Origin of the sequence: Mucilaginibacter sp. L196 (assembly GCF_009765905.1) — a bacterium.
GTDB lineage: Bacteria > Bacteroidota > Bacteroidia > Sphingobacteriales > Sphingobacteriaceae > Mucilaginibacter.
Window position 1 is genome coordinate 184,803 of sequence record NZ_LMUO01000009.1, and the last position, 12,332, is coordinate 197,134.

Sequence of the window (12,332 nt, forward strand, 5' to 3'; positions counted from 1 at the left end):
GAACTTTGCATATCGCAGAAGATTTCTCCTCGTACCTCGTTCGAAATGACAATTGAAGAAAAGAAAGCGCGCAAACGCCTGACGGAAAACCGGGCCAGGAGTTGGCCTGAGGGTAGAAGGTTTTTTCCGTCTTGATCTTTTGCTACTTTTGGATCAAGCCAAAAGTAGTAGCCCCCGCGGCAATGAGCGGGACAGAATACTTCATTAAAACGAAGACATCGTCCAAGCCCCACCGCACCGCGCTTCGAGTGCCTCAGTGTGACAGCTCAGCGCGCAGCAAATCGCTCTGTAAGTCGGGGATTGCCACGCTTCGCTCGCAATGACGTGAGGAAAAACCATCTACCCCTTCACCCTCTCAGATAACGAAAACCAATTCCCCGAATCATCTTTAAATATCGCCTCGAAACCATAAAACTCCTGGGTTGGCTCTTTTTCAAACTCAACGCCTTTGGCTTTTAGCTCTTCGCAGGTAGCCAGCAAGTCATCACATTCAAAAACGCCGAAACCGAAGGTACCATTCTCTACCAGCGTGCGCATTAGCTTGCCCGATTCCTCATTAAACATCATCCCCGCCTCAACCGACATCAGCGAAATTTCCAGCTCGGGTTGTTCGGGTGGACAAACCGTTATCCATTGCATCCCCGGCGCTACCTCCTCGTGGGTATGTACTTTAAAGCCCAATTTATTTACATAAAACTCATAAGCGCTTTGTTGGTTTAAAACAAAGATGCTGACGTGGTTCAATTTTGTGATCATGCTGCTGTTTTTTGTAAAGTTAATCCGTTTCTCAATTATAGGATATTAAAACACCAACAATATGCGCCCAATTACTCAACTGAAATGAAAGAAATGATTAACCCAAATGACAAATTTAACTACCACTAAAACAATGTGATACAAACTTATATTAAACTGTAACAATAGTGTAAAACAGCCCCATTTACAGCAACATTAAGCCACTTTAACCGTAAAAACTAATCCAATAATGAAAATGCGTATTCTTCTCCGGCTTTTACCATTTGTAATGCTTTTTGCGGCATGTTCCCCAAAGGGGCCATACGTATTGAGCAACAAGGTATATCATAGGCAGGTTGATTCCATAAAAAAAATCATTGCCGTGCGCGACCCTCTTGCACTAAAAGATTCTGCCGGGATCGACATCACTTCGGAATTTGTTGGGACGGTTAACTTTAACATCCGCAAGCCCAATTACGTTATTATACACTTTACCGCGCAGGATAGCGTGGTGCAAACCCTCAAAACTTTTGTACGTGCTAAAACACAGGTCAGCGCCCATTATGTCATCAGCCGCGATGGCAAGGTATATCACATGCTGAACGATTACCTGCGTGCCTGGCATGCAGGAGTAAGCAAGTGGGGCAGCATTTCGGATATGAACAGCTGCTCCATCGGCATCGAACTGGATAATAATGGCAGCGAGCCTTTCGCCAAGGAACAGATCAATAGTCTGCTGATTTTGCTGGCGAGATTAAAGAAACTGTATAATATACCAACAACCAATTTCATTGGTCACCAGGACATAGCCCCCGGCCGCAAACCCGACCCTGGCCCATACTTCCCATGGCAAGTGTTAGCCCAGCATGGTTTTGGTTATTGGAGTGATGATGTGCTGGAAGTACCACCCGATAGTTTCGACCCTGCCATTGCCCTGCGCCTGATCGGTTACGATACGCACGACATCAACGCCGCCATAGTAGCCTTTAAACGCCACTTTGTACAAATAGACAACAGCCCGCAACTCTCCCAGTTAGACCTGAATGTGTTGTATAATGTGTATAAGAAGTATAATTAGCCCCACCCAACCCTCCCCGGAAGGGAGGGCTTTAAAAATAAATTGCTAATCGAAAAGTCTCCCCAACCGGGGGAGATTTAGAGGGGGCAGGTCTGCTTAATCGTACCGATGATTACCCAAATCATACTCCGATTGCCCGGAGATCAGTTTCTTTCGCTTCGCCACGTCTTCATCTAAATGATGATCATAAACCTCATCGGTAACGGCAACATCCCGCTCCTTATCCTTCTCGGCAAAGTACATATTAGCTTCAGCTGTTTTTGCTAACGCGACATCATACGGCCCTTTAGGCGACATCAGCTTAACAAACACCGGTAAACACTCAAACAAAATAAACAGCCAGCTGATAAACGTTTCGGCCAGATAAGTATCCAAATTTCGCGTCCCATCATCGTTGTAGCCCAACTGTCCTAATGCCCAGTTACGATCGGCGAAACCGGCAACGGTGGCCAGGCTGTCCAGTTGATGGTCGGAGAATAAACGCAGCGTGTTTAAGCCTTCGTAATCCTTGCGTTGGGCAAGGTACTGGTCCATCTTATCCTGATTTTGTGTCACCAGTTTCAGGCGGTCCTCTTTCTCCTGTAAAAAGCCCTCTTTTTGCTTGGCATAAGTACCGTAACCCTTAATTCCCGATGTTTGGTCCGATTTATCGCCAAAAACTTCCTGGTTCAACTGGTAACGGGTGCGGTTAATATCCTTGGTAAGGGAGTCACTTTCCTTTTTATAGTCGATATCCTTGCCCATCTCCACAGCGTATTTTTGGTTGTAGGTTTTCTCCAGCGTATCAATCTTACGGTGCTGACCTTTGATATAGGCGTTTTTTAGCTTGTTGCGGATCTCTTTATCAAATATTTTAAGTTCGATAGGGCGGGAAATTACCACGCCGATCATGATCGCCAGTAAAATACGGGGCGATGCCTGTAATATCTGCTGATTCGTGCTGCCTTCTTTGTTGATGCTGGATACGATGTATCTGTCCATGTTAAAAATGGCGGTTCCCCATATCAACCCAAACAAAATGGCAAAACCTACGGCAAAACCGCCCCCGCTAAAAACAAAGTACATGGCATACCCGCCGGATAGCGAAGCAAACAAGGCTGTGAAAAATATAGTGGCCCCAATACCCACATATTTATTATGCTCGATGGGGTACTTTTTTAATGTATCTATATGCGCTCCTGAACAAAACCAGAAAAAGCGTGTAACTTTTCTCATTATATATTATGTGTTATAACTGCAAACATATATGAAACGCACTTAACTAGCGAATGTTACAAAATAATCGGTTAAATATTTAATACAGAAAAAGCTAACTTTGATTTTTATTAATACAATATCATGAAAGAAATAAGTGTACTGGAACTAAAAGAATTGCAGGATACCAATGCGGATTTTCAACTTATTGATGTAAGGGAAGATTTTGAGTACGAAGTATCAAACCTGGGCGGTGTATCTATCCCCTTAGGTGGTGTTTTAATTGAGGCTGATAAAATATCAAAAGATAAACCTGTTGTAATAATGTGCCGCAGTGGCAAACGCAGCGCGGCAGCTATTATGCAACTGGAGCAATTGGGTTACACCAACCTATCAAACCTGCAAGGCGGCATATTAGCATGGGCAGCTGAAATTGACCCTGAACTTAGCGTATACTAAGCTATGATGTTTAAAAAAGCAATGCTAAATTTTATGTACAACATCGGCATCTTCGGAAGCCTTGCTGTTGGCTATATGGCATTCGACAGGAAAAGCTTTATACTGGTTTTTCCTGCCATTTTTGCCCTTGTCTTTTTCGTGATGCAAAAAATAAAGCTCATGAAACAGATTAAAAACATGCCCAAACCCAAACAATAACCCCAACCAACCATGCTTATCGCAATTTTAGGTGTTATTATTCTTATCGTAGGAATAGTAATGAAACGCTCGCCCGAACCAGCCAGCAATTTTAGTGGTATCGCTACCATTGTAGGCGCTTTAGTCATTTTTTTAGGGATCTCATCCGCTGCCTTTAAAATAATCGACCCGGGTAAAGTAGGTGTGCAAACCCTATTTGGCCAGGTGCAGGGCGATGTACTGGAAAGCGGTTTACACATTATCGACCCTTTGGTTGATGTTACCACCTTCAGCGTACAAACCGAAAACTATACCATGAGCGCCAAAAGCAGCGAAGGCCAGGTTGAAGGCGATGATGCCATACGTGTATTATCCAGCGATGGGCTAGAAGTTACCATTGATCTTTCGGTGCTTTACAGGGTTATCCCGTCAAAGGCCCCTTTCATTTACCAAAATATTGGTGAAGATTATGTAAATAAGATCGTTCGCCCGGTAACCCGTACCGCAATCCGTGATAACGCGGTAAATTATCAGGCGGTTGACTTGTATTCTACCAAACGCGAAGAGTTTCAGTTTAAGATCAATAAAACCATCAGCGATAACTTCGCCAAAAATGGTTTAGAAGTGCAGCAGATATTGGTTCGTAACATCACCCTGCCTGCCACCGTTCGTGCCAGCATCGAATCAAAAATACAAGCCGAGCAGGATGCCCAGAAAATGCAATTTGTTCTCCAAAAAGAACGCCAGGAAGCCGACCGTAAACGCGTAGAAGCTCAAGGTATAGCCGATTACCAAAAGATCATCTCAACAGGCCTAACCGACAAACAATTGCAGTACCAATCCATCTTAGCGCAACAAGCAATCGCCACCTCGCCAAATACCAAAATTATCATCATGGGTAGTGGCAAGGCTACGCCTATTATGTTGAGCGATAAGTAGTAAAATATAATTCTATATCGTCATTGCTTCGTTCCTTACATCAATGACGGTGTATTTATTATGAATAATTTCGAACCCGATTAACAAACTGAATACGTAACTTTGTTATAATGAAAGAAATAAAAGACCATATAGCGCAAATCGATCAATTATGTAATACACATGATGTGAAATCGCTATTTGCTTTTGGGTCGATTGTTTCTGGCAAACTGAATAGCGATAGCGACATAGATTTAGTAGTCGATATAGAAAATTCAGACCCAATTGCCTATTCAGATAACTATTTCGACCTGAAATTTCAACTTGAGGCAATCTTTAAAAGGCAAATTGATCTTTTAGAAAGTAACTCCGTTAAAAACCCATTTCTTAAACAACAAATCGACAATACGAAAGTGCTTGTTTATGGAAGATGAAATAAAAACGTGGCTTGCGGATATTAGGCAGGCGATTACAGAGATCAATGATTTTCTTCCCGATCAAAAGAACTTCTATGAGTTTAAAAAAGATCTCAAAACCAAACGTGCGATAGAAAGAAACGTAGAGATTATTGGCGAAGCCGCAAACCGTGTTTTAAAACAATTACCAGATATTGCTATAACAGATATTAAAAAAATAATTGATACGCGGAACAGGATCATCCATGGATATGATAGCGTTTCCAACGAAATTATTTGGGCGATTGTTGTTAAGCATCTGCCAAAACTTTATGAAGAAGTTACAGCACTCCTAAAATAAAGAAAAGCACTACCCGCCCATCACCGCCAAAAACCGGCATCGTCTGGCTCGGCTAGCATAGACCCAACTAAAAGCACTAACATTCACAGAGGCGGGCGCAGCCGGGGGTTTTTCTTTGGTTACTTTCTTTTTGACGGCCAAAAAGAAAGTGATGCTTAGCGCAGCGATACCAAAGGCAAACTCTGTATAGTTTAGAGATTGCTTCGTTCCTCGCAATGACATTTTATTATAATAAATGTAACCCCAGCCCACTTTCCCCACTCAAAACCCACTTCCCATCCACAAACTCAGGCAATACAAAAGGATTATTACTCGTCAATAAGGGCCCATCAAGATCAGCCCAATCACATTGTGGTGCAAGAGCAGCACCGGCAAGAGCGGCACAACTCGTTTCGGTCATGCAACCTATCATTACCTTCAAATCCAGTTCACGTGCTTTTAAAATCATCCTGTTTGCCTCATACATTCCGGCAGATTTCATCAGTTTAATGTTAATACCATGATAAGCACCTTTCGCCCGCTCCACATCATCAAAAGTCTGCATGGCCTCGTCGGCAATAATCGGCAGCGGGCTCCGCTCCGTCAGCCAGGCGTTGCTGTCTCGGTCTGTCTTCAGCATCGGTTGCTCTATTAATAATACGCCCTGCTCTTTAAGCCAATACGTAAGGTCAAGGCTTTTCTCCAAATCTGTCCAGCCCTGGTTCGCATCCACATACAAAGGCACGTCAGTAACCGAGCGTATCGTTTGGATGATCTCCTTATCATTATCCCGGCCCAGTTTTACCTTTATAATTTTATATTCGGCAGCTTCCTGTACCTTTTGGCGCATAATCTCGGGCGTATCAATACCAATGGTAAAACTGCTTACCGGCATCTGGGCAGGGTTGCTTCCTAATAATTCCCAGCAGGGTTTGCTTTGCAATTTGCCTTCCAAATCATGCAGGGCAATATCAATTCCGGCCTTAATTGCCGTGTTCCCCGGTGCAAGGCTATCCAAATATGCACTGATCTCCGCAAAATTAAATGGGTATTTAAACTGAGTAGTGTCCACCTTTTTCAGAAATGCAAAGGCGGTTTCATAAGTCTCGCTCATGTAGGGCACCATCGATGCCTCTCCGTAGCCAATATGGCCCTCGTGCGCTATTTGCAACAACATTACAGGCGTTGATGTGCGCGAAAATTTGGCGATGGTAAACGTGTGCTTTAACTGCAGCTCGAAAGGTTGATAAGTCAGTTCCATGTTAAATTCAAAGCTAAAATTTTCAAAACGAATTTCATACCTATCTTTGCACCCATGCCGGCACAAATTTACCATCCGTTCGAAATCACTAACTTTAGTAATACCACTTGCTTTTTAAGCGGACAAAAATTAACATCATCCGAAGAAAAGATCCAGGTTTTCCCCCAATGGCTCATGAGCCGCTACGGTTTGGAAGACCAGCCCTTTAAACTGCTTGATGAAAGCATGGCCACCTACAAGGATTTAAAGATCCCCTGCGCCGCAGAGGTAAATGAAAAGTGGTTAGAACCACTTGAAGCCGAAATTGCCGCCGCCTTCGAGATCGGCTACGAAGCCCTTAAAAATATCGACGAGCTAAAGCTGTTCCAATGGGCGGGTAAATTGCTGTATGGTATTATTTTTAATGAGATACAAAGCGGTATAAAGCTGCAGCATTCACAGGGCGAGGAGTTTAATATCTCGCATTCTATTGTTCATAAGTTCAGTCACCTGCATTTAATGCTTCAAAGCATCAACCTGCCATTGCAGTTCGACGATTTTAAACCTTACAGCGTTTTTTTATTTAAGGTAGATAACCACGAAAAGGAGTTTGGCTACCGCGATGAAATTAACACCATGACCTTCGCGCTGCGGATACGTGATTTTGGATTGGTGATCTCCTTGCAGGATAACGGCGCGAATAAATCATACCATAAAGAAGTTTTAAATAAAATAGGCAACCAAACGCTGCACCCCATACAGTTTGAAGAATTCAGCGGGCGTGTATTTTACTCAGCTTACCTTTTTAACCGCCTGCCCGAGTATAATATTTTGCCTGTTGATGATACTATTTACTTAGAAGCGATGCCATTACGAGGCACGAGTACCAAACCCTTGTTTGATACCTGGAACAATAAAACTTACGGACAAGTACTGGAAAGTTTCTGGAAAAACTGGGGATTCCTATTGCTAGAAATCATCAAGAACCCGGAAAACCCGATGAGCTTTTTGTTTGACGCCAATGGCGAATTTGTTAATGAAAGTACGATCGGGTTACCTCATTAAAGCCTTGTACAAAGGTATTAACAACACCTGGATGCAATATAATAGTGATAATAAGCCCACTTAAAGCACCAAATAAGTGTGCTTCGTGGTTTACATTATCGCGTGCATGTTTAGATGCAAAATGGCAATAGATCAAATATAGTATACCAAACACTATTGAATTTATAGCAAAAGGTATTGGCATAATATACATTGAAGCCGTTGGATTGTATAATATGGAACCAAATATCACCGCGCTAACCGCGCCCGATGCACCAAGGCAGCGATATTGATAATCGTCCCTATGTTTATAAACGGTTGGCAGGTCGCTCAATATTAAACTGGCGATATACAGTAATCCAAACTGCCAGTGCCCCATTGCTTTCTCTAAATTAAAAGCGAAGAAATAATACGAGAACATGTTGAATGCCAAATGCATCCAATCCCCATGTATCAAGCCGCTGGTAATAACAGTATAAATACGTTTTTTGCGGGCTACGCTGTAAGGGTGTAATATTAATTCCGATAGCAATTCCTGGTTATTGAATGCCATCACGGTAGTAATTATGGTAATAATAAATATGAGCGACGCTACGGGCGTATCTCTTAAAATTTCGATCATTTCAGGGTTATTTAATTGCTGTAATTTCGGCTTGTACTGCTTTAGGCAGGCTCTTTAAAATCAAGGAGTAGGAATGATCAATCATTTCGCAGAGTTGTTTATTTGTAAGGTTCCCATCCGTATAAACGGTGTTCCAGTGCACTTTATTCATGTGGAAACCCGGTATCACTTCGGTATGGCGGTCGCGTAGTTCAACGGCTAGTTCCGGGTCGCATTTTACGTTAAAGCGGTTGCCGGTATTAAGGCTCATCAATAAAAATATTTTATTGCCGACTTTAAATACAAGAGTATCCTCGCCAAAGGGCATCCCTTCCGTTACACCGCTTTTTTGCAGGCAATAATCGCGTAATTCCTCTACGTTCAAAAACTTGTCCCTCTAATTCGTTTTGTAAACGCTCGTATCGTACCAAAATTGTATTTAAGCACAACACTTATTTCGCGGTATTGGTCAGGGTGCTGGTTTTTAAACTGGCTCGGGGGGTCATCATATCCATCCAAACCTTCGCCAAAAACAATATTGTGCTGGTATTCAAAATCAATCCTTACACAAGGCTCATCATACTCATTGTAAATTTTAACCTCGTACCCTAAACGTAGTGGTATGGCTAAGTTTAAGCTCTTATCACTACCGGGGTAAACATAGGTGCCAATAGGGTAATCTTGACTACCAACAAGATTAGTGCGCTGGTTTTGTACATTATCATTAACAAACCCCAAACCACCGCCTATATATACGTTTTTAATGGCCTCGTTAAAAGCGCTGTAATCATAATCTATAATCTGGCCCAATTGCAAATCGGCATGTACATATAATGCTATGTAATTATTTTCATATTCGCGTTTGCTGGGGTCGGTAACCCGGCTGCCACCCCATAACCTGCCATCTTCCAGTTCAAGCGTTATAGGCACATACGGGCTGTAATTGTAAGTAAAGTTAATATTGGCCGCCAATGTATTGTTTTGCTTGGCTACGTTAGTATAACCGCGAATGGTACTAACTCCAAAGCCGATGCCATACGGGCTAAAGTTATAGTCGCCCTGGGCTTTTACAATTACTGAAGTAAGTATTAAAACAAAAAGTAAAAAGTATTTTTTCAATAGTCCTATTTTAATTCAATAATTTATCAATTTTGATGACAGTTTAATCAGGGAAGCTGTAAAAATAAGATTTCCCCCGAAAAAAAGCTTACATTATGACTTTAAACGCAATATTATCATTTAATGTTACCGATCGTTTTTTGCGATATGTAACAATTGATACGCAATCAGACCCTGAATCCGATTCCTGTCCATCCACAGCAAAACAAAAAAACTTAGGTAACTTGCTGGTTAAGGAATTATTAGCAATAGGTGTTGCCGATGCACATATAGATGAATATGGTTACGTTTATGCTACCATCCCCGCGAATACCAATAAAGCTAATGTGCCGGTGATCTGTTTTTGTTCGCATATGGATACCTCGCCTGATTGCAGCGGCGAAAATGTAAAACCCATCATCCACAAAAATTACCAGGGGCAGGATTTGGTTTTGCCTGATGATGCTACGCAGATATTAAAAATGAGCGAACACCCCGACCTTAAAAATCAGATAGGGAACGATATTATTACCGCCAGCGGCACTACTTTACTGGGTGCCGATAATAAAGCCGGTGTTGCCGAGATTATGGATGCCTGCTACCATTTGATAAACCACCCGGAAATTAAGCATGGCGATATCCGTATATTATTTACCCCCGATGAAGAGATTGGCCGTGGTGTTGATAAGGTGGATATTAAAAAATTAGGCGCCTACGCGGGTTATACTATTGATGGCGAGAGCGCAGGCAATATGGAGAACGAAACTTTTAGTGCCGATGGTTTAAAACTCATCATCCATGGCCTTAGTGCGCACCCCGGTTTTGCCAAAGGTAAAATGGAAAGCGCCATTAAAATTGCTGGTGAAATTGTAGCGAAACTGCCTTTAAATTTATCACCAGAAGGCACTAGTGGTATGCAGGGTTTCGTTCACCCGGTTGGTATTTCCGGGCATGTAGAGGAAGCCACCATTGATTTTATCATTCGCGATTTTGATGAACGCAAATTAAAAGAGCATGAAAGAGTTATCCGTGATATAGCAGATGAAGTATTAAAAAAATACCCGAATTCATCCCGTACAATAGATATTAAGCCGCAATACCGTAACATGAAAGGCGTATTAGAGAAACACCCGCAAATTGTTGAATACGGCATGGATGCCATTAAACGTGCCGGTATGGATGCCAAACTGTGCAGCATCCGAGGTGGTACTGATGGCTCACGATTATCATTTATGGGTTTACCCTGCCCCAATATCTTCGCCGGCGAACACGCGTTCCACGGCAAGCAGGAGTGGGTATCGGTACAAGACATGCAAAAAGCAGTTGAAACCATCCTGCATTTATGCATGATTTGGGAAGAGAAAGCGTAATAAATTGACAGGGGGGTAAACCCCGCTTTGTCATTCTGAACGGAGTGAAGAATCTGTAAAGTAGTTTACACCAGTACAGATTCTTCGTACCTCAGAATGACAGGATTTTTTATGCTGCGACAATAAGAATCCAATAAAGCACGACCTCCGTTAACCGCCCAAAACCGGCATCGTCTGGTTCGGGTAGCACAACAGAACAATTAGCACTAACTTTAACAGAAGCAGGCGTAGCCGGGAGTTTATTCACAGATGTTTTTGTTTTTAATGGTGTTCATGAGGTCGCTCCGCTTAGTTTCTTTGGTTACTTTCTTTTGCGGAAAAAGAACGGCGGAGCCCTCTTGAGAGTCTTTAAAAACAAACAACCGAAAAAAGTGACGACTTAGCGTCAGCGATACCCGAGAAAAGGAATCCAATTTCCTCTATATAGCAAGCGATTGCTTCGTTCCTCGCAATGACAAATAGAGGCCAAACCGTACCAAAATTATTACATCCGCTTAACACTATTCCAATAAATTGCTGTTAACCTTGTAATAATGAAAATAGGTATTGTTTGTTATCCAACTTTTGGCGGTAGCGGCGTTGTAGCCACCGAACTTGGCAAGGCCCTTGCAGATCGCGGGCACCAGGTTCACTTTATCACCTATAATCAACCCGCCCGACTCGATTTTTTCTCGGCCAACCTGTTTTACCACGAGGTTTCGGTATCTAAATATCCATTGTTTGATTACCAGCCTTACGAGCTTGCCCTGGCCAGCAGGATGGTTGATGTTGTTCGTTTTGAAAAGCTGGATCTGCTGCATGTGCATTATGCTATTCCACATGCTTCGGCAGCGTTTATGGCAAAACAAATATTGCTTACCTACGGCATATACATTCCGGTAGTAACTACCCTACACGGCACCGATATTACTTTAGTTGGCAAGGATCGTACGTTTAAACCCGTAGTAACATTCTCTATCAATAAATCAGATGGTGTAACAGCCGTTTCTCAAAATTTAAGGGATAATACTTACGAGTTTTTTGAAATTGAGCGCGATATTAAAGTAATACCCAATTTTATTGATCTTTCCCGTTTCAGCCTTAAAGCAAAGGACCACTTTAAAAAAGCCATTGCTCCCGAAGGAGAAAAAATACTGATACATACGTCCAACTTCCGCAGGGTAAAACGTACCGAAGATGTGATCAGGATATTTGCTAAAGTGATTCAAAAAATACCCTCCAAATTGTTAATGGTGGGCGATGGTGGTGAACGTTCTGATTGTGAACAGCTGTGCCGCGATTTGGGTGTGAGCGCCAATGTGCGTTTTTTAGGTAAACAGGATGCTATTGAGGAAATACTATCAGTAGGTGATCTGTTTTTAATGCCATCACAGTCTGAAAGCTTTGGTTTGGCGGCATTGGAGGCTATGGCCTGCAAAGTGCCGGTAATCAGCTCAAATGCGGGCGGCTTGCCTGAATTAAATGTGGATGGTGTAACCGGTTACCTGAAAGATGTTGGCGATGTTGACGGCATGGCCGAAAAAGCGATCTATATTTTGGAAGATGAAGCACGGCTTGCTCAATTTAAAGACAATGCCCTTGCCCGTGCAAAGGAATTTGACCTGACTAATATTTTACCGCAATACGAAAACTATTATGCCGAAGTGCTTGAACAAGCGAAGGCGAGTAATTTATTGTAGATCT

The 12,332-nt window shown here is 42.5% G+C and carries 15 protein-coding genes; 9 read left to right on the top strand and 6 right to left on the bottom strand.

Features of this window, described 5'->3' with window-relative positions:
- Positions 1-339: 339 nt before the first annotated feature.
- Positions 340-756 (bottom strand): VOC family protein, encoded by a 417-nt coding sequence (locus GSQ74_RS04310; RefSeq protein WP_158990430.1) that lies wholly within the window; start codon positions 754-756, stop codon positions 340-342.
- Between the two features lie 229 nt (positions 757-985).
- Here GSQ74_RS04310 and GSQ74_RS04315 point away from each other — a divergent pair, with 229 nt between their 5' ends.
- A complete protein-coding gene (locus tag GSQ74_RS04315) occupies positions 986-1,813 on the top strand; it encodes an N-acetylmuramoyl-L-alanine amidase (protein ID WP_158990432.1) in 828 nt (275 codons plus the stop codon).
- Positions 1,814-1,909: 96 nt separating this feature from the next.
- On the opposite strand, the gene GSQ74_RS04320 is transcribed toward GSQ74_RS04315, so the two are convergent.
- Positions 1,910-3,028 (bottom strand): DUF4407 domain-containing protein, encoded by a 1,119-nt coding sequence (locus tag GSQ74_RS04320; protein ID WP_158990434.1) that lies wholly within the window; start codon positions 3,026-3,028, stop codon positions 1,910-1,912.
- A 123-nt stretch (positions 3,029-3,151) separates the two neighbouring features.
- On the opposite strand from GSQ74_RS04320, the gene GSQ74_RS04325 reads away from it, so the two are divergent.
- The 5 genes from GSQ74_RS04325 (at position 3,152) to GSQ74_RS04345 (ending at position 5,317) form a co-directional block, all read left to right on the top strand.
- A complete protein-coding gene (locus tag GSQ74_RS04325; RefSeq protein ID WP_158990436.1) occupies positions 3,152-3,466 on the top strand; it encodes a rhodanese-like domain-containing protein in 315 nt (104 codons plus the stop codon).
- Between the two features lie 3 nt (positions 3,467-3,469).
- Positions 3,470-3,664, top strand: a complete 195-nt coding sequence (locus GSQ74_RS04330) for a DUF6358 family protein (RefSeq protein ID WP_158990438.1) — start codon at positions 3,470-3,472, stop codon at positions 3,662-3,664.
- A 12-nt stretch (positions 3,665-3,676) separates the two neighbouring features.
- Positions 3,677-4,582, top strand: coding sequence for a prohibitin family protein (locus GSQ74_RS04335; protein ID WP_158990440.1), 906 nt, complete (start codon positions 3,677-3,679; stop codon positions 4,580-4,582).
- 110 nt (positions 4,583-4,692) lie between these two features.
- The gene (locus tag GSQ74_RS04340; RefSeq protein WP_158990443.1) at positions 4,693-4,995 is read left to right on the top strand and encodes a nucleotidyltransferase family protein; all 303 of its coding nucleotides are present in this window, start codon (positions 4,693-4,695) and stop codon (positions 4,993-4,995) included.
- Positions 4,985-5,317 (top strand): DUF86 domain-containing protein, encoded by a 333-nt coding sequence (locus GSQ74_RS04345; RefSeq protein ID WP_158990445.1) that lies wholly within the window; start codon positions 4,985-4,987, stop codon positions 5,315-5,317. The genes GSQ74_RS04340 and GSQ74_RS04345 overlap by 11 nt, the downstream gene beginning before the upstream one ends.
- A gap of 226 nt (positions 5,318-5,543) precedes the next feature.
- Here the strand turns inward: GSQ74_RS04345 and GSQ74_RS04350 are convergent, their stop codons facing one another.
- On the bottom strand, positions 5,544-6,557 hold the full coding sequence (locus tag GSQ74_RS04350; protein ID WP_158990447.1) for a dipeptide epimerase: 1,014 nt from the start codon (positions 6,555-6,557) through the stop codon (positions 5,544-5,546).
- A gap of 54 nt (positions 6,558-6,611) precedes the next feature.
- On the opposite strand from GSQ74_RS04350, the gene GSQ74_RS04355 reads away from it, so the two are divergent.
- Entirely contained in the window at positions 6,612-7,601 is a 990-nt protein-coding gene (locus GSQ74_RS04355; RefSeq protein WP_158990449.1) for a hypothetical protein, read from the top strand.
- Here the strand turns inward: GSQ74_RS04355 and GSQ74_RS04360 are convergent.
- From GSQ74_RS04360 to GSQ74_RS04370, 3 genes are read right to left on the bottom strand one after another with little or no spacing between them, the layout of a single operon-like run.
- Positions 7,570-8,202 carry a rhomboid family intramembrane serine protease gene (locus GSQ74_RS04360; RefSeq protein ID WP_158990451.1) on the bottom strand — a complete coding sequence of 211 codons (633 nt, stop codon included), beginning with the start codon at positions 8,200-8,202 and terminating at the stop codon, positions 7,570-7,572. The two genes, GSQ74_RS04355 and GSQ74_RS04360, sit on opposite strands and share 32 nt — an antisense overlap.
- Before the next feature lie 7 nt (positions 8,203-8,209).
- Positions 8,210-8,566, bottom strand: coding sequence for an MmcQ/YjbR family DNA-binding protein (locus GSQ74_RS04365; RefSeq protein WP_158990453.1), 357 nt, complete (start codon positions 8,564-8,566; stop codon positions 8,210-8,212).
- A complete protein-coding gene (locus GSQ74_RS04370) occupies positions 8,563-9,300 on the bottom strand; it encodes a hypothetical protein (RefSeq protein WP_158990455.1) in 738 nt (245 codons plus the stop codon). The genes GSQ74_RS04365 and GSQ74_RS04370 overlap by 4 nt, the downstream gene beginning before the upstream one ends.
- A 95-nt stretch (positions 9,301-9,395) precedes the next feature.
- On the opposite strand from GSQ74_RS04370, the gene pepT reads away from it, so the two are divergent.
- Together pepT and bshA are read left to right on the top strand one after the other, a co-directional pair.
- Positions 9,396-10,649 carry a peptidase T gene (gene pepT, locus GSQ74_RS04375; RefSeq protein WP_158990457.1) on the top strand — a complete coding sequence of 418 codons (1,254 nt, stop codon included), beginning with the start codon at positions 9,396-9,398 and terminating at the stop codon, positions 10,647-10,649.
- 533 nt (positions 10,650-11,182) lie between these two features.
- Positions 11,183-12,328 (top strand): N-acetyl-alpha-D-glucosaminyl L-malate synthase BshA, encoded by a 1,146-nt coding sequence (gene bshA / locus GSQ74_RS04380; RefSeq protein ID WP_158990459.1) that lies wholly within the window; start codon positions 11,183-11,185, stop codon positions 12,326-12,328.
- Positions 12,329-12,332 lie beyond the last annotated feature (4 nt).

Coding starts and splice junctions, on each gene's coding strand:
- GSQ74_RS04310 (WP_158990430.1), bottom strand. CDS start 756: ATGATCACAAAATTGAACCACGTCAGCATCTTTGTTTTAAACCAACAA.
- GSQ74_RS04315 (WP_158990432.1), top strand. CDS start 986: ATGAAAATGCGTATTCTTCTCCGGCTTTTACCATTTGTAATGCTTTTT.
- GSQ74_RS04320 (WP_158990434.1), bottom strand. CDS start 3,028: ATGAGAAAAGTTACACGCTTTTTCTGGTTTTGTTCAGGAGCGCATATA.
- GSQ74_RS04325 (WP_158990436.1), top strand. CDS start 3,152: ATGAAAGAAATAAGTGTACTGGAACTAAAAGAATTGCAGGATACCAAT.
- GSQ74_RS04330 (WP_158990438.1), top strand. CDS start 3,470: ATGATGTTTAAAAAAGCAATGCTAAATTTTATGTACAACATCGGCATC.
- GSQ74_RS04335 (WP_158990440.1), top strand. CDS start 3,677: ATGCTTATCGCAATTTTAGGTGTTATTATTCTTATCGTAGGAATAGTA.
- GSQ74_RS04340 (WP_158990443.1), top strand. CDS start 4,693: ATGAAAGAAATAAAAGACCATATAGCGCAAATCGATCAATTATGTAAT.
- GSQ74_RS04345 (WP_158990445.1), top strand. CDS start 4,985: ATGGAAGATGAAATAAAAACGTGGCTTGCGGATATTAGGCAGGCGATT.
- GSQ74_RS04350 (WP_158990447.1), bottom strand. CDS start 6,557: ATGGAACTGACTTATCAACCTTTCGAGCTGCAGTTAAAGCACACGTTT.
- GSQ74_RS04355 (WP_158990449.1), top strand. CDS start 6,612: ATGCCGGCACAAATTTACCATCCGTTCGAAATCACTAACTTTAGTAAT.
- GSQ74_RS04360 (WP_158990451.1), bottom strand. CDS start 8,202: ATGATCGAAATTTTAAGAGATACGCCCGTAGCGTCGCTCATATTTATT.
- pepT (WP_158990457.1), top strand. CDS start 9,396: ATGACTTTAAACGCAATATTATCATTTAATGTTACCGATCGTTTTTTG.
- bshA (WP_158990459.1), top strand. CDS start 11,183: ATGAAAATAGGTATTGTTTGTTATCCAACTTTTGGCGGTAGCGGCGTT.